The following is a 21547-nucleotide window of genomic DNA, read 5'->3' as shown; positions in this document are numbered from 1 at the left end:
CTAATACTCTCAAGATGGGGCCAACGCAATCGGAGGTTCCCATGGCACTGCAACCCTACAAAAACTACATCGGCGGCAACTGGTGCGAAGGCCAGGGCGTCATCGCCAACCACAGCCCTTCGGATGTTCAAGACCTCATCGGCCACTACCAGCAAGCCAGCGCCGAGCAAACCCAGGACGCCATCGCCGCCGCCCGCGACGCCCAGCCGTTATGGGCCGCCAGCGGCCTGGAACAGCGCCAGCAAGTGCTGATGGCCATCGGCAACGAGCTGATGGCACGCAAGGAAGAACTCGGCGAACGGCTCTCCCGGGAAGAAGGCAAACCGCTGGCAGAGGGCATCGGCGAGGTCAATCGCTCTGCGCAGTTCTTCCACTACTACGCCGCCGAAGTGCTGCGCCAGATGGGCGAGACCGCCGCCTCGGTACGCCCCGGCATCGAGATCGAAGTGCAGCGTGAACCGGTCGGTGTGGTCGGCATCATCACCCCGTGGAATTTCCCCATGGCCACCGCCGCCTGGAAGATTGCCCCGGCCCTGGCCTTCGGCAATGCCGTGGTGTTCAAACCGGCCAACCTGGTGCCGGCCAGCGCCTGGGCCCTGACCGAAATCATCAGCCGCCAGGCCCTGCCCGCCGGCACCTTCAACCTGGTCATGGGCAGCGGCGCGGTGGTCGGCGAAAGCCTGATCCAGTCCGCCGACATCGATGCGTTGACCTTCACCGGTTCCCTGCAGACCGGTCGCCGCGTCGCGGTCGCCACCGCCGGCAACCTGGTGCGTTGCCAACTGGAAATGGGCAGCAAGAACGCCCTGGTGGTGCTCGATGACGCCGACCTCGACATCGCCGTGGAATGCGCGTTGAACGGCGCCTTCTTCGGCACCGGGCAAAAGTGCACGGCTTCTTCGCGATTGATCGTCTGCGACGGCATCCATGACCGTTTCGTCGAAGCACTGGTGGCGCGCATGCGTCAGCTGAAGGTCGGCCATGCCCTCGGCCAGGGCGTACAGATCGGCCCGGTGGCCGAAGCCCGGCAACTGGAGCAGAACCTCCATTACCTGCAACTGGCCGAAGACGAAGGCGCGACCCTGGTCGAGGGCGGCGAACTGCTCAACCTGGAGCCGGCCGGGCACTACATGCGCCCCGCCCTGTTCATCAATACCCACAACAGCATGCGCATCAACCGCGAGGAAATCTTCGGGCCGATTGCCTGTGTGATCCGGGTCAACGATTACGAACAAGCCTTGTCGGTGTTGAACGATACCGAATACGGCCTCACCGCCGGCATCATCACCCAGTCGCTGCGTTATGCCAGCGACTTCAAGCGCCGGGCCCGCACCGGTTGCGTGATGGTCAACCTGCCCACCGCCGGCACCGATTACCACGTGCCGTTCGGCGGTCGCAAAGCCTCCAGCTTCGGACCACGCGAGCAAGGGCAATACGCCCGCGAGTTCTACACCGTGGTCAAGACCACCTACGTGCGACCTTGAACGGGAGATCAGCATGCACGACTTATTGATGATCGACGGCCTGCAATATTCCCACTGGAACGAAGAGATCTTTCGCCAGATGCGCGAAGGCGGCCTGAGCGCGGTGCACGCCACCATCGCCTACCACGAGAACGCCCGGGAAACCCTGTCGCGCATCGGCGAGTGGAACCGCCGCTTCGAAACCTGGCCCGAGCTGATTCGTCCGGTGCGCGAGGCGTCGGACATTCGCCTGGCCCATCAGGAAGGCCGCGTGGGGATTTTCTTCGGTTTCCAGAACTGCTCGCCGATTGAAGACGACATCAGCCTGGTGGAGGTTTTCCGCCAGCTCGGTGTGCTGATCATGCAGCTCACCTACAACAACCAGAGCCTGCTGGCCAGCGGTTGCTACGAGACCGAAGACAATGGCATCAGCCGTTTCGGCCGCCAGGTGATCCGCGAGATGAACCGCGTCGGCATGCTCATCGACATGTCCCACAGCGCCGAGCGCAGCACGCTTGAAGCCATCGAGCTGTCGAGCCGGCCGGTGATCGTCTCCCACGCCAACCCGTCGAGTTTCCACGCGGCCAAGCGCAACAAATCCAACGCGGTGTTGCGCGGTATCGCCGAGTCCGGCGGCCTGCTCGGTTTCAGCACTTACCCGTTCCACCTCAAGGGTGCGTCGGGCTGCACCCTGGAAGACTTCTGCGACATGGTCGCCAGCACCGCGGAATTGATGGGCGTCGAACACATCGGCATCGGCACCGACCTGTGCCAGCAACAACCGCTGCAAGTGCTCGAATGGATGCGCAACGGGCGCTGGAGCAAAGACAAGGATTACGGCGAAGGATCCAAGGACAACGCCAACTGGCCGGCACCGCTGCAATGGTTCCGTGACAGCCGGGACTTCCCGGTCATCGCCCAGGGCCTGCGCGACCGAGGCTTCGCCGAGGACGAGGTACGCAACATCATGGGACTCAACTGGCTGCGCCTGCTGGAAAACGCTACGACGGCGCAAAACTGACTCTTGATCGACACCGTGAGGACAGCATGAAAAATAACAACAATAGCCTCCCGTTCATCTCCCCGACCGGCGATGCACAGCCCCAGGCGCGTATTTTGGAGGCATCATGAAAACTTCCGACACCCTGCAAGCCGACGTCCAGCCAATGGACCTTGCACCGCCGAAAAAAGACATCGACTGGCCGCTGTTCCTGATCAGTGGCGGCTTCCTTGGCGCCTTCCTGATCGCGGCACTGGTCGACATCGATGGCGTGTCGCACCTGGTGAACACGCTGTTCGCCTGGTCGACGAAGTTCTTCGGCTTGTACTGGCAGATCCTGATGCTCGCGACCTTCGCCATGAGCCTGTTCATCTGTTTCAGCAAATGCGGGCGGGTACGCCTGGGCGGCGTCGACCAGCGTCCCGATACCAGCACCTTCAACTGGATCGCCGTGATCATGTGCGCCCTGCTCGCTGGCGGCGGCGCGTTCTGGGCGGCAGCGGAACCGATGATGCACTTCGCCAGCCCGCCGCCGTTGTTCGCCGGGGTGCAACCGCACACCGAAGCCGCCGCACACGTTGCGCTCGCGCAATCATTCGTGCACTGGGGCTTCCTGGCCTGGGCAGTGCTGGGCAGCCTGCTGGCCATCGTGCTGATGCATCTGCATTACGACAAAGGCCTGCCGCTGGCGCCGCGCACCCTGCTCTATCCGTTGTTCGGCGAACGTGCGCTCAAGGGACCGATCGGCACGCTGGCGGACGCCACCTCGATCATCGCCGTGGTTGCTGGCACCATCGGCCCGATCGGGTTCCTCGGCCTGCAGATCAGCAGTGCGTTGCACTCGGTATGGGGCATTCCCAACGACCTGGTGGTGCAGTCCATCACCATCGTGCTGGTCACGGTGATGTACACCATCTCCTGCCTGGTCGGGCTGGAGGGCATCCGCTTCGTCAGTGGTATCAACGTCTGGCTGATGATCGGCCTGGCGGTGTTCATGGTGCTGCTCGGGCCCACCGCCTTCATTCTCGGCGGCTTTCCCAGCGCGTTTGCCTTGCACCTGGAGCAGTTCATTCCGATGACCCTGTTCCGCGCCGATCCGAAATGGCTCGACTGGTGGACGGTGTTCTACTGGGGCTGGTTCATTGGCTACGCGCCAATGGTTGCCCTGTACGTGGCGAAGATTTCCCGTGGCCGGACCATCCGTGAAGTGATCATGACCCTGTCGATCATCGCACCGCTGGTGACCATGTTCTGGTTCACCATCGTCGGTGGCGCCGGCATCGGTATGGAATTGCAAACCCCGGGCATCGTCACCGCCCACGGCGCGCAGCCCGAAGACCTGCTGCTGGGCGTGACCCAGAACCTGCCCTTGGGTGGACTGATCTCGGCGCTGTTCCTGTTCCTGAGCTTCATCTCGGTGGCCACCAACGGCGATGCCATGGCGTTCACCGTGGCGATGGCCATGTCCAGCAATGACAAGCCGAAAGCATGGCTGCGGGCCTTCTGGGCCATCGGCATGGGCCTGGCCGCCGTGGTGTTGATCACCATTGGTTCGGGCGGGGTCACGGCGCTGCAATCCTTTATCGTAATTACCGCCGTACCGGTTTCACTGCTGATCCTGCCGTCGCTCTGGGATGCACTGCGCATCGCCCGGCAGATGGCTCGCGAACAGGCAGTCTGATGATGAACAGTTCAGGAATCGCAATGATGTCGCACACCGACGCAGACACCTCTCCGACCTTGCGGCCCGCCGCCCGGGTCATGGACCTGGAGCGGCTGGGCAGTCACTTTCAGAGCCGCTTGAGTTTCGTGCGCAGCAGCATGCGGCGGATGATGAACGAGCAGTGGCGCATCCAGCGCACCTGCTTCGACCTGGACGCCGAGGGCTTTGGTACGGCGATCTACCGCATCGACACCGCCAGTGCCCATTATCACTGCGTCATTTTTTCCATGTACCTGCCACCGGAAAAGCGCAGCGACCGGGTCATTGCCGATCAGTGGGACGTCAGTTTTGTCCTGCTCGCCGGCGACGTCGACGAGCAGCAATTGGCTGACTTGCGACGCAATGTGCCGCTGCAGGAAGCCGGGCGATTCGATTCGCGAGTGTTGGTGCTGTCGCGGGCCAACCGCAGCCTGCGCAACTTCGAGCGTTTCCTCGAAGCGCTGGCCGAAGGTTGCCAGCCAGACCCTCGGCAACTGGCCGAGGTCGGCTACCTGTATCGCACCACCGCGGTATACGGCAACGGCAAGTTCGGCATCGCCGACTTCAGTTGCCTGCAAGGCACGGCGGACTTCACGCAACCCTTCAGTGCGCAAATGTTTACCGTGTACCTGCTGCGGCATTTCAGCATCGAACAGATCGAGCACATGGCCCGGGCGCGCAACCCGCAGCGGGCGGTGGGTCTGGCCCCGGCCCTGCAGCGTTACCTTGGAGTCGGCAATTCCACGGGACTGGGCATGGCGCCGTTCCTGATCAACCACCCGCAACTGGTCAACCAGTGGATGTGGGCGCGGGAAACGGCGTTGGGGTTGGTGCTGGCCCAAGCAGCTGACGTGCCTCAGGCGCAGCGCTTCCAGGCATTGCTGCAACGGGCCCGTCAACACTTGCAGCAAACCCGCACCGATGACCAACGACAAAGCGGTATCGACCAGCAGACGCTGGCCGATCTCGATCATCTGGCCGAGTGGTTCACCGGCCAGTCGGTCAACGCCGGCTTGTGGTCGCGCCTGCAAGCCTGGGCCGACGTGAACGTCGGCGCCGGTTGCCAGGAACTGCTGGTCAGCCTGCTGCTGGAGTTGTACCCCGAACAGGTCGATCCGCTGGCCGGGCAGATGTCGGTCAACGAGGGGTTTCGCCTGAATGCCGAGATGCCGCTGGATGAACTGAGCGACCTCATCGAGACCGAGTACCGCTGGGCGCTCGAGTACGACTTGAGCGGTGCCGAGGCCAACCACTTCTTCTGGTATCGCTCGGCGGAAAAGGAAGAGCCACGCCTCGGCGAACGGGCCATGGAGCCAGGCGCAGAGAAAGAAATGCAGTTGGGGATCGCGCACAACATTCAACGTTGTCATCGCGCCCTGCTGGCCTACCGCGAGCAACACCCACGGCAATTGACCGCGCACTTTCTGCTGGCACTGCCGCAGTTCAAAGGCACTGTCTGCCGCCTGCAGGGCATGGCCCGCTGCGCCTTCGGCGAGATCCGCGCCAACCTGATGGACCGCGGCATGCTGCCGATCCACTTGCTGCGCTGCAAACTGGCGTTCTTCGGCGCTGGCAAGTTCGACCCCAAGTCCAGCCGCTGGGTGCGCATCACCTTGTTCCAGGGGGCACCGCTGGTCAGCGAGATCGGCCAGCCGTTCGCCGACGACTGGAATTTCGCCGTCATGCCTGAACTGACCAACGCTGCCGGAGCACTCTGAAATGCGCGTATCACTCAATGAAATCCAGGTGATCTGCCGCAAGGCCTTCGAAGGCATCGGTTTTGCGCCCGGTGATTGCGACGACGCCGCCGAGATGATCGCCAGGCTGCAACAGCAAGGCCTCGACGGCATCGGCGCGCTGAAAAAGGCCTTGGACTTTCTTCACGATGAAGTCGATCGGCCCATCGAAACCTGCTACGAAGACGCCACGCAACTGACCCTCGATGCCCATGGCCAAAGCGTGTTGCGCTGCGCCGCCCAGGCCATCGAACTGGGGGTGGGCAAGGCCTTGCGTGGCGGTAGTGCGCTGATCCGCATTCGTCACTGCCACAACCGCATTCTGCTGCTGGGCTACCTGGCGCGCTGTGCCGGAGAAGGCCTGAACTTTTGTGTGTATTGGCGCGATGCCCGGCAGGAACTGGTGGCCACCTTCAGCGCCGGGAACACCCACCCGGCCTTGCGCGTGTATGACCTGCCGCAACCGGCGCAGGGCGACGAGCAAAGCATCAACGTGCTGATGTCCAGGCACTTCGCGCTGCTGCCACGGCTGAGTGCCGAAGACGCGGCCCCGACGTTTGAACACAGTCAGCCAACCCCCGCGGGTGGGCTGCAGGTCAATGATGAAGTCTGGGCCCAGTTGAAGAAACTCGGTGAGCGGGTGCTGGTGGAAAGCACCGAAGAATCCCGTCGCCGTGGCGCCGGCGAAGGCAGCGACACCCGATAAAACCCTCAAATCTGCATCAGGAATCATCCATGAAACAGGCGATCAAGACCGATCTCTTTGCCTCGCGCGCGCCATTGGAATGGGCGGTTGTCGGCAACGGCACGCTGTACACCGCGCAAATCCCCATCGACCGTCAGGGCCAGGTGGTGAGCGGCGGCATCGAAGCGCAAACCCGGCAAACCCTGGACAACCTGCGCCATACCCTGCAAGCCGCCGGCAGTTCGCTGGACGCGGTCACCCAGGTGCTGATCTACGTCACCGACCGCAGTTATCTGGCAACCGTGAATGCCGTCTACGCCGAGTACTTCCAGGCGCCCTACCCCAATCGTGCTGCCATAGTCGTGGCAGGTTTGGCCCGGGAAGAAATGCTGGTGGAGTTGGTGGTGTACGCCTGTATGGACTGACCCGCCCCAGCACCCTGTAGGAGCGAGCCTGCTCGCGATGGGCGCTAACGATAACGCTGGCTGCCTGACACCCAGCGGTGTCCTGGAGTCCATCGCGAGCAAGCCCGCTCCCACAGAAGACCTACCCTTCGTCGGACATTTCGCTCCGACAATAAACAGGTTCACGTTCGCCGTGAACCTTGTTCCAGGAAGCCAGTCATACCCCAGCGTTTTTTCCTCTCCTATCGTCGTCATCTCATTCGAGTTGTCCGTCCATGCGCCAAACTGTCGTTGCCTTGCGCTTTTCTTCGCTGTGCCTGTTCTCCCTGCTCCCCGTTTTCGCCAGCCCCGCCCACGCCGATGGGCAACGACAACTGGTCGACGCCATCAACGACTATCGCGCCCATCCGCAAGGCTGCGACCGGCGACCGACGCAACGTTTATCACCCCTGAGGCTGAAATCGAACCTGGCCCTGCCCGTTGGCTACGGCGGTGGGTTGCGGGACCGGTTAAAGGCTTCCGGCTATCAGGCCACCATGGTGCGGTCGATCCGCGTGGTGGGTGCACGGGATGCCGAAGAAGCGTTCGATATGTTCCAGGACGAGCACTGCGCCGCGCTGCTCGACAACCAATACGCCGATATCGGCGTCAGCCGCGCCGGCAGTGAGTGGCAAGTGGTACTTGCCAAGCCGGTACTCGACGGGCAAACCGGCGATCCACGCAGCGCCGCCCAGGCGTTGCTGGCGCAGGTCAACGCAGCCCGGGGCAAACCGCGCCTGTGCGGTCGCCAGCGTTTCGCCGCCGCGCGACCGCTGTCCTGGAGTTCGGCCTTGGGTTCCGCTGCACAAAGCCACAGCAAGGCCATGGCCTACGGCAACTATTTCGCCCACCAGGACCCCGACGGCGACATGCCCTCCGACCGCGCCAGGGCCGCCGGTTACCGTGGCCGCCAGATCGGTGAAAACATCGCCGCCGGGCAAGGCTCCCCGAGCAAGGCCATGGCCGGCTGGCTCGCCAGCCCCGGGCATTGCGCCAACCTGATGAACCCGATGTTCACCCAGGTCGGTGCCGCGTACGCCGCCAACGCGCGCAGCGACAATGGTGTTTACTGGACAATGCTGTTTGGCGCGCCTTGAGCCGCCGGCCAGCCTCACCGTGCGGGCATTAACAGGTTTGGAGGTCACTTCATTTCGGCGTGGGCAGGTCCCTTGTAGGAGCCGGCTTGCTGGCGAAGGTCGTTAACGATAACGCGTGCTATCTGGACTCACTCGGCGGACTTGGGTCCATCGCCAGCAAGCCGGCTCCTACAGGTACTTGAATCCCCGGCCAGCCCCACCGTACGGGCATTAAAAAGCCCGCTCTGAGCGGGCTTTGTGGGTGAATGTAACAAGTAGGTGGCCGGTGCTGGTCTCCGGCTTACAAGGTTTATCAGGCCTCCCACAAAAGAGTCGTGAAACCGTAATGGAACTCTTCTGCTTCACACGGCATAAGGGCTGGATCCCAGCGCGGGGATCTTTCTAACCGTGTACCCTTCGGAACGCGCCCCACGTCTCCTTGCTATCCTTTTGCGCATCAGTCTGCGTCTTCACCTACAGGATTGAGAATAGCAAAACAGGCGCGATTGCCAACCAGGCTTTTAGACCGATTTCGACCAGCAGAAAACCCGGCAGGAAACAAAAATACTATCGACAAGGAGATGACGTTACATGGATGAGTTTCACCGGGGCAGTTGCCTCTGCGGCACCGTTAAATATGGCTTGTCGAGCGAGCTGAAAGCCGTCACCCATTGCCATTGCGGCCAATGCCGAAAGAGCCATGGGGCTGCGTTTGCGACCTACGCGAGCACACCCGCCTCGGCGCTATCGATCATGACCGGCACTGATTCGCTGATGGCCTATGAATCGTCCAAAGGCGTCACGCGGCGGTTCTGTTGCCGCTGTGGATCTTCACTGTTCTGGACTGACTCGACAGGCGCATTTTCCGACTGGGTTTCGATTGCCCTCGGCACCCTGGATACGCCGCTGCGCCCCCGCAAGCAAAAACATGTGCATGTCGGCTCGAAAGCGGACTGGCACGACATCAGCGATCAGCATCCTCAGACGGACTGAGGCACATTCAACATCCATAGCGCCTGACACACCGTCTTCGCGAGCAAGCCCGCTCCCACAGTTGATTTGCGTCGAATGCGATATCTGCGTACACCCTCGAAGAATGTGGGAGCGGGCTTGCTCGCGAAGAGGCCGGCACATTCAACATCCATGGCGCCTGACCCACCGCCATCGCGAGCAAGCCCGCTCCCACAGTTGATTTGCGTCGAATGCGATATCTGCGTACACCCTCGAAGAATGTGGGAGCGGGCTTGCTCGCGAAGAGGCCGGCACATTCAACATCCATGGCGCCTGACACACCGTCTTCGCGAGCAAGCCCGCTCCCACAGTTGATTTGCGTCGAACGCGAAATCTGCGTACACCCTCGAAGAATGTGGGAGCGGGCTTGCTCGCGAAGAGGCCGGCACATTCAACATCCATGGCGCCTGACCCACCGCCTTCGCGAGCAAGCCCGCTCCCACAGTTGATTTGCGTCGAATGCGATATCTGCGTACCCCCGCGAGCAATGTGGGAGCGGGCTTGCTCGCGAAGAGGCCGGCACATTCAACATCCATGGCGCCTGACCCACCGCCATCGCGAGCAAGCCCGCTCCCACAGTTGATTTGCGTCGAACGCGAAATCTGCGTACACCCTCGAAGAATGTGGGAGCGGGCTTGCTCGCGAAGAGGCCGGCACATTCAACATCCATGGCGCCTGACCCACCGTCTTCGCGAGCAAGCCCGCACAGTTGATTTGCGTCGAACGCGATATCTGCGTACACCCTGGACAATGTGGGAGCAGGCTTGCTCTGCGTCCGTGCTTCACGAAGGCCGGCGCACCACCCTCACCTTGCCGCTACCCCCACCACCGCAGAACAACCGCTCGCCGCCATCGGACTCCAGTCCCGACACGCCGACGCCCTCCGGCATCTTGAGGCTCTCCAGCACTTCACCGGTTTGCGAGTCGATGCGCCGCAGTTCACTCTTGTCGCCCTCCCAGGTGCCATGCCACAGCGAGCCTTGCACCCAGGTCACGCCGGTGACGTAGCGGTTGGATTCGATGGTGCGCAGGATCTTGCCCGTCTCGGGGTCGATCTGGTGGATCTTGCGTTCGCGGTACTGGCCCACCCACAACGTCCCTTCGGCCCAGGTCAGCCCCGAATCGGAGCCTGCGCCAGGCGCAGGAATCGTCGAGAGGATGCGGCCGCTGCGCGGGTCGATCTTGTGGATGCGGTCTTCGGCGATCTGGAACAGGTGCTCGCCATCGAACGCGGTGCCCGCATGGGCGGCGACATCGATGGAGCTCAGCACCTTGCCGCTTTCCGGGTCCAGGGCGTTGATTTTGTCGTTGCAGGCGAACCAGACCTTTTCGCCGTCCCAGGTCACGCCGCACACATGGTCGACATCGGCAAACGGGCCATATTCACGAATGACTTCAGCAGTTGCGTGTTTCATTCCGGCATTCCTCATTGGGGTTGGTGGCGTTCATCCTAGCCACCGGGCAGCGGCGCCGGGAGTAACAAGGTCGTCGCGAAACCCGGCACGGGCGGTGTCATCCAGCGCCGTGCGCGGCCACGGCCAAACCACTGCACCTTGCCCTGCTCCGCCAGTGTATCGAGCGCCCGTTGCACCGTGCGCTGGCTGGTGCCCAGCGCCAATGCCAGGGCGGAACTCGACCACGACTCACCATCGGCGAGGCAGGCAAAGACCGCGGCAAATTTTTCCTCGACCGGTTGCGCCAATGTCACCACATCGGTACACACAGGCGATTGCAGCGCATAACCGCGAGCTGTCGCGGTGATGCCGGCCAAGGGCCTGAGCGCTTGACGCAGCCTGCCGATTTCCACGCGAAGCCGGGCGCGATGGGATTCATCCGCGAGCTTCAAGCGGAACGCCCGGGCGATCAGCGTTTCCCGCGCCACGTCGGCGGGCCACGCTTCGGCCAATGCGCGGGCCAGCAGGAACAGGATCGGCCGCGTCGCGAGCGACACCGACATGCCACAGCCACGCACGGCGTAGCGGCAGGCATCCACCACCAGCGACGTTGAGCTGAGCAAGGCTTCAACTTCCTCGAGCAACAGCGGCCGTGCTTCCCCTTGGGCAATCAGGCGTGCCGCGGGGGCATCGAGCAGTTGCGCAGCGTGTTCGACCTCGGCCATCAATGCGGCAATTCCCGTTTGACCGGCTGCCTGCCGGGCCCTGGTCAACGCATCCCGTGCCGCGCTCGATTGCAGGCGTCGAATGGCGATCCCCGCCAGCACCAGCTCATGGGTTGCGCGCAACGCCGGCGGCAACGCGCCGGGGTCGAGTCCGGCCAGTAACTGCTGCGCTTCATCGAGTTGACCGATCAGCAGCAAGCGGCGGATTTGCAGATACCGCGCATGGGCGGCATTGACCCGGTCACCGTGTTGCTCAAGGGTGACCCGCGCCGTTTCGAGCGCCTTGACCGGCCAGCCGAGCTCCCGCGAAGCCAGGGCGATTTCGGCCTCGGCCACCACACAGCGCGCCCGGGCCAGCACTTCTTTGGGCGCGAAAGCTCGTTGCGCGCGCTTGAGCAGCGCCCGGGCCCGCACCAGGTCGCCCAGTTGCGCCATGGCGATACCGCGCAGGGCCAGCGCCGGCGCATCGTCACGCAAGGCCACGCGGTCCAGTGCGCCGAGCGGATTGCCCGCCGCCAGCGCCTGGGCGGCTGCCGTGATCATCGAGTCCATCGAAATCCCGCCACGCTTGTCACTCCCATCATTCGATACCCGGGTTTAGTCTAAATCACGACCTTTCACCAGGAGCGTACAGCGATGAACACGCACAAAACCGCGACCCGTGACCAATGGCTGACGGCACGCCTGCAACTGCTCGAAGCGGAAAAGGCCCTGACCCGACGCAGCGATGAAGTGGCCAGGCAACGCCAGGCATTGCCGTGGGTTCGCCTCGACAAGACGTACCGATTCGAGACCGACAACGGCAATGCAACCCTGGCCGAGCTCTTTCAGGGGCGCTCGCAATTGCTGGTCTACCACTTCATGTTCGGCCCCGACTACACCGCCGGCTGCCCGTCCTGCTCAGCCATTGCCGATGGCTTCGACCCCTTGGTCATCCACCTGGCCAATCACAACGTGACCCTGATGGCGATCTCCCGCGCACCCTTGGTAAAACTGCAGGCCTACAAGCGCCGGATGGGCTGGACCTTCCCCTGGGCCTCGGCCGCCGATAGCGACTTTACCGCCGACTTCAACGTCTACTTCACTGAAACCCAGCAGCGTGAAGGGCTGGTCGAATACAACTACCAGCGCGGCGGACATGCCATGGACGCCAGCCAGATCCCGGAACCGGTGAAACAGTTCGCCGCGACCTGTGGCACCGACGCGCCGACCTACTCCCGCGACCGGCCGGGGTTGAGCTCCTTTGTGTTGGAGGACGGCGCGATCTATCACACCTATTCCACCTACGCGCGGGGCCTTGACGGGTTGTGGAGCATGTACCAGTGGCTCGACCGCGCGCCCAGGGGACGCAATGAAACGGGGCCCTGGTGGCGCCGGCATGATGAGTACCAGTGAGCGCCGGCGGTGCCGGTCACTGAGCGCCGATGAAGACATCCGCCAGTTTGTCCACCAGTGCTGGCTTGGTCTGCAAGACCCAGCGCCGGGTCGCCCTTTCCTGCCATTCCTCGGCACGATCGAGGGTGTAGCGCGGCACAAAGTCACCGAGGAACCGACCCAGGTTGTGCAGCGTGACTTCATGCCCGGCGTCGGCCATTTGCTCGAGCAAGTCCCTCAGGGCCACTTCTAATTCGGGCGGCCACTGTTCGCCGCCCAACACCTGTTCGACCGAAGGGTGTCGATCACAACCAAGCGAATTGCAGACAGGCATCGGCATTTTCCTCGGTGTTGCGTTGTGTGTGAGTCAGCCAAAGATGCTGCACAGTTCAATGCTGCGCAACCACTTCACCTGACGAGCCCCGGAGTGGCGATCGCTACCCGAGACCAATGAAAGGTGTTCGCCAGGCTCCGTCTGCCCGTGCGCATGCTGTCGATACACCACCAACACCGCATCGCCCACGTCGGTATTGATCAATTCGTTCCAGCTGAACAACGCGACATAACCGTCACTGGCCCGCGCCACCACATAGGCGCGTTTCCAGCCCTTGGGGTCATCACTCTGCAACCCGGCCTTGAGCACAATTTCCCGCAGCAACACGCCGCGATAGCCCTTTTTCCGGGCTTTTTGCGCATTGCCTTCGCAGGTGTTGCTGGTCAGCGTCACCCAGTCATAGCCCGGCATGGCTTGCAGGTCGGCCACGCTCAAGCGCAGCGGGTTCTGTACTTGCCCGACCACCTCGAGTGTCTGTTCCGCCACATCGATGGTTGCGCCGGGCAGCAGCACGGGTTTGGCGCTGGGGCGAACAAGGCTTTGCACAGTCGAAAAAATGGAACGCATGGCGATGCTCCTGTCGTGGTTGACCAATCACCTGCAGGTCCCGGAGCGCGCATCGCCCGCCCGGGACCGCTACGCCGTGCTTAAAGCAGCGGCAGGCTGTAGCTGAGGATCAGGCGGTTTTCATCCAGGTCACTGCTGGCATTGCCACGCAAGCTGGCGTTGCGCCAGGAAATGCCCAGCCCCTTGAGTGGACCGCTTTGCAGCGCGTAATCGATACGCAGGTCGCGCTCCCATTCCTTGCGATCACCCGCGGCGGAATCGATGTTGTCGCCACTCAGATAAGTGACCACGGTCTTGAGCCCCGGCACGCCCAGCGCGACGAAGTCATAGCCGTACTCGGCCAGCCAGGTGCGCTCGCCGGCGCTGAGGAACTTGCCGATCTGCCGGTCCGTGATCAGGTACGCCGTGGCGCCGTCGCCCTGGTTGACGAACGGGAACGCGCTGTCGCCGGACACTTGCTGGTAGCCCGCGCTGAAGGCATGGCCGCTCAGGCTGTAGGTGAACAGCGCGCTCCAGGTGTTGTTGTCCACCTCACCGGCGTGGGTGTCCCCCGCGCTCCAGAAGCCGCTGCTTTTGTAGCCCTGGGCACGTCCGGCCGCGTTGCCGTTCTTGCCATCGGCGCTGCTGTTGAAATAGCGCAGATCAGTCTTCAACGCGCCGGGGCCGATGGCCAGGGTGTGGATCAGGCCGAGGAAGTGCTGCTTATAGAAATCTTCGAGACTGCCGTAGTAGTACTGGGCGGTCAGGTCCTTGCTGATCTTGTAGTCGCCGCCGGCGAAGACAAAGTTGTCCGAGTCGGCCAGCGGCGTGCTGGCCGGAGTGCGGGCGGGACGTGTCGCGCCGGCGATGCGCAGATCGATATCGTCGGTGGAACTGCGGGTCTTGGTGCTTTGCAGTTGGCCGGCGGTGAGGGTCAGGCCGTCGATCTCGCTGGAGGTGATCTGCCCGCCTTCGAAGGTTTGCGGCAGCAGGCGACCGTCGTTGAAGTTGATCACCGGCAGCTTGGGCTGCAGGGTGCCCAGCCGCGCCTCGGTCTTGGAGATGCGCACCTTGCCGGTCACGCCGCCCTTGGAATATTCATCGACCGCGTGGCCGTCGCTGTCCGTGGGAAACAGCGCCCCCGGCGTACGGTCAATACCAGCCTTGCCCACGCGACCGCCGCTGTCCAGTTTCAGCCCGGTCATGGCGATGGCGTCCAGGCCAAAGCCGACGGTGCCCTGGGTGAATCCGGAGATCACGTTGAGTTGCAGCCCCTGCCCCCACTCCTTGGCCTGGCTGGCGTAGGCGGCATTGCCCACCTTGTCCTGGCTTTCGCGGTTGTCCGAATTGAAATAGAAATTGCGCAGGCTCAGCGAGGCCTTGCTGTCATCGATAAAACCGGCGGCGATGGCCTGGTGGGTCAAGCCACCCAGGGTGATGGCCAGGGCCAGGGGTTGCAGCTTCATTGTGTTTACTCCGGTACGGGGCTCTTGTTTTTTTGGTGTCCATGGACCTGATTCCCTCGAGACCTGACGTTTTCGCCTATCGCTATATATTTTTGTATATAGCGATAGGCGAAATTTACCGCTTGCAGGTCTGCAAGCGCCGTCGGTGCTACGTGATTGAGGCTAGGAAAAGGTTGAAACAGGTCTGGCGGCCTGCATCTTTCTAGAAGCTGACTTTGAAGTCAATAAATTTAACAAAAGTGAATGGAGCGTTTGATCACGCTTGCCGTATGCGTTCAGCAGAAAGTAAAACAGAGTCACCAGAAATAAAGTGCGGTGGTTGCAGCGAGGGATTCGGTGTCACAACAGGCTCCGCCAGGTACTTAACACCCTCGGGCTGTTCAACCCGCACTTCACCTACCTTCAGGGTCTGGTGTTCGGTGAAGAGGCCGTCCGGGCAACGCTCCACGATACCCGTGCCCGATTGTCACTGGAGCCGGTGTTCAGCAATCTCATTTGCAGCTCATCAGTAGAACTCGTCTAGCAAACAGTAAAACGCTATACGTTGCTGATCTGGCTCCACACCATAGGCGCGAAAAAATGGCGCTACCCATGCCTGTCCAAGGTTGCGCTCTATGCTTCGGACAGCCAGTGCAAGGTCTTGATAGATGTCACTGATGCCTAGCCGGCCGCAGTCGATATAGCCGGTAAAGTGACTTCCTTCGACCATGAAATTTGGCAGGCAGGCATCGCCATGGGTGACCGCAAGATCATATGTTTCAGGGAGCGTCGACAACATCTCTGCGAAAACATCCTCAGCGGTCCGACCCAGCCGCTCATCGTCAAAGTCTGCCTCGTCAACGAGCCCGGCCCTCACTCGACGCCTGGCGGTTGCAATGCGCTGCTCCAAGGAGTGATCAAAGGGACATGTCGCAATGGGTACCTGGTGCAGAGTACGTAGCGCCATCGCCAGGATGCTGACAACTTGGGGTGGAGACAAATCGTTGGCACTGGCCAGATCATGCCCGGGGACGGCACTCATGAGTAACCAATGGCGATTGTTTTCTGTCGTAGCATCAAGAACGGTTGGCCCAGGCAGGTCAAGCCGATTCATCCAGCGAAGACGCTCAATCTCCTCCGGCAGTTCACTGTGTGCACCAATGGGCTCGGACTTCACGAACAGGTGTTCGACGTTGATGCAGCGGATGCGAGAAACCTCGGCGCCTGACTCTCCGATAGCTTGTCGTTCTATAGGCGCCCCACTGAATGTTTGGGACCATTGGGTAGGAATATTCATGCTCTCACTTACTCAAGTGTTGGCGGATTGACTGCCCGTCGGTTGCATGACACGCAAGACTTAAACCCTGCTCACGTCGAAGCCAAGGCAATCAAAACCGCGGACAGGTAGAGGCCAATTCCAAAGACGCTATGACTTATCACACTGCGCACGCAGTTCCTGGCTGGCGTGGGCGTCCGAGAGGATGCAAATCCTGCCCCCATGGCGGGCTGTATAACGAAAAGAGGAACTGCAACTGTCGCGAAGCCCACAGCGATTGCTGGCAGGAAGGTGGGTTCCTGCAGCCAGGCAACACCTTGAATGCACACCAGTAACACCGCGAAAGCAATGCCCGTGACGTAGTGTGCCACCCAACCCAAGGCCACTTCACCTCGCACCGGCATCGCTTGTCCAATGCTGGCATGAGCGAATGTACCTTGGCACACATGACCTACCCAGCGCCCTACGAAGGCGAAATTCAGCGTTGGAACGCCTAGGGCCTTCAGAAGAAACATCCACAAATCCATGACGACAGTAGCGCCGACCCCCAGCAGAAAAACCTGTGCAACCTCTTCCGGCAATGCCATACAGACCTCTTGTTCATGGACCAATTTATCTTGCGAATGCATGATAGAAGTTGAAGTCAACTTCAAGTCAATGGGCTGAAAATGGATATCACTGAGGTCGTCAAACGCACGGGAATTCCTGCCCACACATTGCGTTTCTACGAGAAGAAAGGCTTGATCGCGTCGGTCAGCCCGCGCGGGGCTCGACGCCAGTTTGCGCCGGCCGTGGTTGAGCAGTTGGCTGTTATCGCACTCGGACAGGCAGGTGGTCTCTCGCTGGATGAGATACATGCCATGCTCTCCCCGAGTGGCAAGGCCGTTGTTGATAGAGACGTGCTTTTGGCCAAGGCCGATGAGATTGATGCGACCGTCAAGCAACTACAGGCGATGAGTCGGGGATTGCGGCATGCGGCCGAATGTCCAGCCCCTAGCCACGCAGAATGCCCGAGATTTCATAGGTTACTCAAGGTCGCGGCGGCTGGCGCCTTTAAACGTGGCAGGCATTCGGCGCCATTCCCTTCGGCCGTTCGGTCTTGAGCACTCCGTACACGCGCATCAGTGCTCCGACATCACCACCATCACTTCAGCATCGGCGCCATCCTCGCCTTCAGCCAGATAAACATGACCAATCGAGCTGTTGAAATAGGCTGTTTCGCGACAGCCGATGCTGATGAATTCACCCGTTTCGAATTGAATCCGCACACGACCTGAAAGGACCACGGCGAACTCTTGTCCGGGGTGACGGATGTAGTCTTCGAACTGGTTCAGTTCACGCGCACAGATCCGCGCGTACATGGGCGTCATGCTGCGCCCGGGGAAATCCCCCGCCATCGGGTGATATTCATAATTGCCCGTGCTGTAGCTCGCCGCACTGTCGATGGCGGTGCTGACTACCGTGGGCTGTACTTCGCTGACGCCCGCCTTGGCCGGGCTGAACAGCTGGGAAATGTCCACACTCAGGGCACGAGCGGCGGCCGCGAGTTTTTCGTAACTCACCGACACTTGCGCCAGCTCCATCTTCGACAAGGTCGACAGCGCCACGCCCGAACGCTCGGACAGTTGTTTCAGCGTCAACTTCTGGTTTTTGCGGAGGACACGCAGGCGCGCGCCGACCTGGGCGCGATCTATCAAGGGATGGTCCGTGGGACACGAGACTCGATCGGAACTCATGCAGACTTCTCTGTCGTACGAAAAACGGCGCCTGGGGCTGAGCCAAGGCAAGGGCTGGAATAATACCTCAAGGTAATGGGTTGACTGGGGAATTCTCATATCTTACATTTCTCGTATCTGAGAATTATAAAAATAAGGGGAAAACTAATTTTCCCCATCCCCAGAGACAGGAGTGACTTCGGTATGCAGGACAGCGAGTGTTTCGATTTCGCCATCATCGGCGGCGGTATTGCGGGGGCCTCCCTGGCCTATCGCTTGGCCGGGCAAGCCAGCGTTGTGGTGCTCGAGCGTGAGAGCCAGCCGGGTTATCACGCCACCGGACGCTCCGCCGCGATGTTCATGGAAAGCTATGGCACACCGCAGATCCAGGCATTGACCCGTGCCAGCCGGGACTTCTATGAGCAACCGCCAACCGACTTCACCGAACATGCGCTGCTGGAGCCTCGCGGCTGTCTGTACGTCGCCGGTGAGGGGCAACAATCCCTGCTGCGACAAACCTTCGATACCGGCCTGGCACAAGCTGGCAATGTTTCATTGATTGATACCGAGCAGGCCCTCGCGATGGTGCCCTGCCTGCGCCCGGAGGCGATTGTCGGGGCGATGCTCGAAACTGACGCCCGCGACCTGGACGTCCACGCACTGCACCAAGGTTTTTTGCGGGCCATGCGCCGTGCCGGTGGCGTACTGAAATGCGATGCCCAACTGAGTGTCGCCACCCGCGAGGGCCGTCATTGGCACCTGACACTGGCCGACGGCCGCCAGTTGCGCGCGCGCAATCTGGTGAACGCCGCAGGTGCCTGGGCCGACCAGGTGGCGCAGCAATGCGGTGTGAAGCCCATTGGGATGCAACCCTGCCGACGCACCGCCTTTACCTTCGACGGCCCTGAGGGCGTGGACTTCTCACGCTGGCCGGCGGTGATCGGCATCGACGAAAGTTTTTACTTCAAACCGGACGCTGGCCAACTGCTTGGCTCACCGGCCAACGCCGATCCCGTCCCGCCACAGGACGTGATGCCCGAAGAGCTGGACATCGCCACCGGGATCTACCACATCGAAGCCGCCACCTCCTTGACCATCCGCCGCCCACGCCACAGCTGGGCCGGCCTGCGCTCGTTCGTCGCCGACGGTGATCTGGTGGTCGGCTGGGACGATCACCGGGAAGGCTTCTTCTGGCTGGCGGCACAGGGTGGTTATGGCATTCAGTCCGCGGCCGGCGTATCGCAACTGGCCTGTGCCCAATTGCTCGATCAACCCCTACCCGAAACACTGCGCCGCCAAGGCGTCGAGCCACAACGCCTGGCACCTGGTCGCTTGCGCTGATCATCCCCCCAATGAGGTTGCAAACCATGTCTGACAATTTTCAGCGTTACCCCAGCCACCTGCCCTATCCGTTCTCCAAGGCCATTCGGGTCGGCGACTTTCTGTTCCTCTCGGGGCAAGTCCCGATGAACCCTCTGGGCGAAGTGGTGCTCGGTGATATCCGCGAGCAAACCGAGGCCGCCATGGCCCGCATCGGCGAGACCCTGGCCGAATGCGGCGTGGGTTTTGACCAGGTGGTGAAGGCCACGGTGTGGCTGTCGGACATGCAACATTTCGCCGGTTTCAACGAGGTGTACAAGCGCCACTTCGAGAATGGTTTCCCGGTGCGCTCCACCGTCGGCGGCGCCCAGTTGGCGCTGGGGGTCGATGTGGAGATCGAAGTCCAGGCCTGGGTCGGCGCCCGCTGATCCACCCAGCTGTTTGCCAGTGCGATGCCCCGGGACGGCCATGAACAGTGGTCGTCCCCATAAGCCATAACAAAAACAATTCGAGGGAAATCGTCATGAAAGAAAGTCTGAAAATAGCCGGTGCATTTGTCGGTGTGATCGTCGGTGCAGGATTCGCCTCCGGTCGGGAACTGCAGATGATGTTCGTGGATTTTGGCGTATGGGGACTGCTCGGGGCGGTGGTCAGCGCCGCGCTCTTCACCTTTCTCGGGATGGCATTGGCGGGTATGGGTAGCCGCCTGCGGGCAAAGTCCCACAAGGACGTCGTCTATGCACTGTGCGGACGCTACCTGGGCACCTTTGTCGACCTGATGATCACCTTCTTCATGTTTGCGGTGACCGTGGTCATGTTGGCCGGCGGCGGCGCCTTGCTGGAACAACAGTTCGGCATCCCCGCCCTGTTCGGCAGCGTGGCGGTGACCTTGATCGTGGTTGCCATCGTGTGCCTGGATGTGCAGAAGGTCATTGGCATGATCGGCGCTGTCACTCCGCTGTTGATCCTGACGGCGGTAGCGGTGGCCCTGTATGGTGCCGCCACCCGGGGCTTGAGTTTCGGTGAACTCAATCAACTGGCCAGCCAGCAAGAAGCCGGCGCGAGCCATTGGCTGCTGGGAGCGTTGTTGTACGTGTCTTACAACATTGTGGCCGGGGTGCCGTTTCTGGCGATCATGGGCGGCGCTGCGAAATCCGAGAAGCAGGCCATCTGGGGTGGCATCCTCGGTGGCGCATTGCTGGGGCTGCTGATGCTGGTGATGAGCCTCGGATTGCTGTCACGCCTGGACAGCGTGGCGGATTTGCCAATGCCCATGCTGTCCATCGCCACGGAGGTTTCGCCGGTCCTCGGCCTGCTGATGGCGGTGATCATTTTCCTGATGATCGTCAACACGGCCGTCGGTACCCTGTATTCCTTTTCGGCCCGGCTACTGCCGGCAGGCACTCGCAAATTCCGCATCGGCTCAGCGGCCGCTGGCGCACTGGCTTTCGTCGGCAGCCTTGTCGGGTTTGTCAACCTGGTGGGCCAGGTCTATCCACTCTTTGGCTACCTGGGCTTTTTGCTGATTGGCGCAGTGGTCGTTGGCTGGTTACGCGTAGGACGCCTGGCCCAGGCTTAAATAGTCGATAGTGGCGCGCTGAGTAAAAAAACGATCAATGCGACCGTGGCTATCAAAGGTATCGGCAGGCCGTACGGGGCGATACTCATCGCCAGCGGCGCAATCAGACTGTCAACGCCCAGAGCAAACCAGCACTGGCGTTGGCGGTCACAGATCCCGCCCCAAATATTGTTGATCGATCAGAATCAGTGCCAGGCAGATCTGCAGATGGAGCACCGTTGCGCGGAGCACGCGTATGGCACAATGTTTTCTTCCTGACTCAATCGCTGAGGCCTCATGATCCGCGACTTTCGAAACGTTGACCTAGAGCCCGTATTGGACATTTGGCTACGAGCGTCAATCCAGGCGCATCACTTCATAGCCCCCGAATTCTGGCGTAGCCAGCTTGATGCTATGCGTGAAATCTACCTACCCGGCGCCATGTCCCGAGTATTTGAGGCAGACGGGACGGTAGTAGGATTCTGCTCTGTATATGGAGACACACTTGCGGCGCTATTCGTATCGCCTGAGCGTCAGGGGGACGGTATCGGTTCGCAGCTTCTCGCGGACGCCATGGCATCCAGGTCAACTCTACAGCTGACTGTGTATTCGGCGAATGCGCCTGGTATCCATCTCTATGAGAACCAGGGCTTTGTAGTTCTCAATGAACAACTGGACGCGCACACTGGCCACCTTGAGAAGGTGATGCGCTGGGTCGCCTGATCTGACTAATGTAGCTATACG

Annotated in this window: 22 protein-coding genes; 14 read left to right on the top strand and 8 right to left on the bottom strand. The window is 61.4% G+C overall.

Going from position 1 to position 21547, the window contains the following annotated elements; translation table 11 throughout:
- Positions 1-41 precede the first annotated feature (41 nt).
- The 8 genes from QMK54_RS13205 to QMK54_RS13170 all read left to right on the top strand — a co-directional run bounded on the left by QMK54_RS13205 (position 42) and on the right by QMK54_RS13170 (position 9098).
- Positions 42-1484 (top strand): aldehyde dehydrogenase family protein, encoded by a 1443-nt coding sequence (locus QMK54_RS13205; protein ID WP_320402682.1) that lies wholly within the window; start codon positions 42-44, stop codon positions 1482-1484.
- 13 nt (positions 1485-1497) lie between these two features.
- Positions 1498-2484 (top strand): dipeptidase, encoded by a 987-nt coding sequence (locus QMK54_RS13200; RefSeq protein ID WP_320402681.1) that lies wholly within the window; start codon positions 1498-1500, stop codon positions 2482-2484.
- Positions 2485-2590: 106 nt separating this feature from the next.
- Positions 2591-4144, top strand: coding sequence for a BCCT family transporter (locus QMK54_RS13195; RefSeq protein ID WP_320402680.1), 1554 nt, complete (start codon positions 2591-2593; stop codon positions 4142-4144).
- Between the two features lie 23 nt (positions 4145-4167).
- Complete coding sequence (locus tag QMK54_RS13190) at positions 4168-5883, top strand: hypothetical protein (protein ID WP_320402679.1); 1716 nt, start codon at positions 4168-4170, stop codon at positions 5881-5883.
- Between the two features lies 1 nt (position 5884).
- Positions 5885-6607 carry a DUF3726 domain-containing protein gene (locus QMK54_RS13185; RefSeq protein WP_320402678.1) on the top strand — a complete coding sequence of 241 codons (723 nt, stop codon included), beginning with the start codon at positions 5885-5887 and terminating at the stop codon, positions 6605-6607.
- Between the two features lie 29 nt (positions 6608-6636).
- Positions 6637-7011, top strand: a complete 375-nt coding sequence (locus tag QMK54_RS13180) for a RidA family protein (protein ID WP_110660954.1) — start codon at positions 6637-6639, stop codon at positions 7009-7011.
- A gap of 254 nt (positions 7012-7265) precedes the next feature.
- Positions 7266-8126 carry a CAP domain-containing protein gene (locus tag QMK54_RS13175; RefSeq protein ID WP_320402677.1) on the top strand — a complete coding sequence of 287 codons (861 nt, stop codon included), beginning with the start codon at positions 7266-7268 and terminating at the stop codon, positions 8124-8126.
- Between the two features lie 570 nt (positions 8127-8696).
- Positions 8697-9098: a GFA family protein gene (locus tag QMK54_RS13170; RefSeq protein WP_223595791.1), complete on the top strand. Its 402-nt coding sequence runs from the start codon at positions 8697-8699 to the stop codon at positions 9096-9098.
- Positions 9099-9898: 800 nt separating this feature from the next.
- On the opposite strand, the gene QMK54_RS13165 is transcribed toward QMK54_RS13170, so the two are convergent.
- On the bottom strand, positions 9899-10531 hold the full coding sequence (locus QMK54_RS13165; protein ID WP_320402676.1) for a PQQ-binding-like beta-propeller repeat protein: 633 nt from the start codon (positions 10529-10531) through the stop codon (positions 9899-9901).
- Positions 10532-10566: 35 nt separating this feature from the next.
- Positions 10567-11787, bottom strand: coding sequence for a helix-turn-helix domain-containing protein (locus QMK54_RS13160; protein WP_320402675.1), 1221 nt, complete (start codon positions 11785-11787; stop codon positions 10567-10569).
- A gap of 84 nt (positions 11788-11871) precedes the next feature.
- Here QMK54_RS13160 and QMK54_RS13155 point away from each other — a divergent pair, with 84 nt between their 5' ends.
- On the top strand, positions 11872-12630 hold the full coding sequence (locus QMK54_RS13155; RefSeq protein WP_320402674.1) for a DUF899 domain-containing protein: 759 nt from the start codon (positions 11872-11874) through the stop codon (positions 12628-12630).
- A gap of 16 nt (positions 12631-12646) precedes the next feature.
- Here the strand turns inward: QMK54_RS13155 and QMK54_RS13150 are convergent, their stop codons facing one another.
- From QMK54_RS13150 to QMK54_RS13130, 5 genes are all read right to left on the bottom strand, one after another.
- Positions 12647-12943 (bottom strand): hypothetical protein, encoded by a 297-nt coding sequence (locus tag QMK54_RS13150; RefSeq protein ID WP_110657960.1) that lies wholly within the window; start codon positions 12941-12943, stop codon positions 12647-12649.
- Between the two features lie 33 nt (positions 12944-12976).
- The gene (locus QMK54_RS13145) at positions 12977-13510 is read right to left on the bottom strand and encodes a molybdopterin-dependent oxidoreductase (protein WP_110657962.1); all 534 of its coding nucleotides are present in this window, start codon (positions 13508-13510) and stop codon (positions 12977-12979) included.
- Between the two features lie 80 nt (positions 13511-13590).
- Positions 13591-14955 carry an OprD family porin gene (locus QMK54_RS13140; protein WP_223595797.1) on the bottom strand — a complete coding sequence of 455 codons (1365 nt, stop codon included), beginning with the start codon at positions 14953-14955 and terminating at the stop codon, positions 13591-13593.
- A 505-nt stretch (positions 14956-15460) separates the two neighbouring features.
- Positions 15461-16231 carry an APH(3')-II family aminoglycoside O-phosphotransferase gene (locus QMK54_RS13135; RefSeq protein WP_320402673.1) on the bottom strand — a complete coding sequence of 257 codons (771 nt, stop codon included), beginning with the start codon at positions 16229-16231 and terminating at the stop codon, positions 15461-15463.
- Between the two features lie 71 nt (positions 16232-16302).
- Positions 16303-16797, bottom strand: a complete 495-nt coding sequence (locus QMK54_RS13130) for a DUF2938 domain-containing protein (RefSeq protein WP_320402672.1) — start codon at positions 16795-16797, stop codon at positions 16303-16305.
- Between the two features lie 81 nt (positions 16798-16878).
- Between QMK54_RS13130 and QMK54_RS13125 the strand changes: the two genes are divergently transcribed.
- Complete coding sequence (locus tag QMK54_RS13125) at positions 16879-17313, top strand: helix-turn-helix domain-containing protein (protein WP_110657972.1); 435 nt, start codon at positions 16879-16881, stop codon at positions 17311-17313.
- 18 nt (positions 17314-17331) lie between these two features.
- Here the strand turns inward: QMK54_RS13125 and QMK54_RS13120 are convergent, their stop codons facing one another.
- Positions 17332-17946, bottom strand: coding sequence for an XRE family transcriptional regulator (locus QMK54_RS13120; RefSeq protein ID WP_320402671.1), 615 nt, complete (start codon positions 17944-17946; stop codon positions 17332-17334).
- Between the two features lie 183 nt (positions 17947-18129).
- Between QMK54_RS13120 and QMK54_RS13115 the strand changes: the two genes are divergently transcribed.
- From QMK54_RS13115 to QMK54_RS13100, 4 genes are all read left to right on the top strand, one after another.
- A complete protein-coding gene (locus QMK54_RS13115; protein WP_320402670.1) occupies positions 18130-19266 on the top strand; it encodes an FAD-dependent oxidoreductase in 1137 nt (378 codons plus the stop codon).
- Between the two features lie 26 nt (positions 19267-19292).
- Positions 19293-19673, top strand: a complete 381-nt coding sequence (locus tag QMK54_RS13110; protein WP_154908640.1) for a RidA family protein — start codon at positions 19293-19295, stop codon at positions 19671-19673.
- Positions 19674-19768: 95 nt separating this feature from the next.
- Positions 19769-20824 (top strand): hypothetical protein, encoded by a 1056-nt coding sequence (locus QMK54_RS13105; protein WP_320402669.1) that lies wholly within the window; start codon positions 19769-19771, stop codon positions 20822-20824.
- Between the two features lie 276 nt (positions 20825-21100).
- A complete protein-coding gene (locus QMK54_RS13100; protein WP_223595818.1) occupies positions 21101-21526 on the top strand; it encodes a GNAT family N-acetyltransferase in 426 nt (141 codons plus the stop codon).
- The last annotated feature ends 21 nt before the right edge of the window (positions 21527-21547 follow it).

The sequence above is a fragment of the Pseudomonas sp. P5_109 genome (assembly GCF_034009455.1).
In the GTDB taxonomy this organism is placed as follows: domain Bacteria; phylum Pseudomonadota; class Gammaproteobacteria; order Pseudomonadales; family Pseudomonadaceae; genus Aquipseudomonas.
This window is presented reverse-complemented; position numbering and strand designations above follow the sequence as displayed.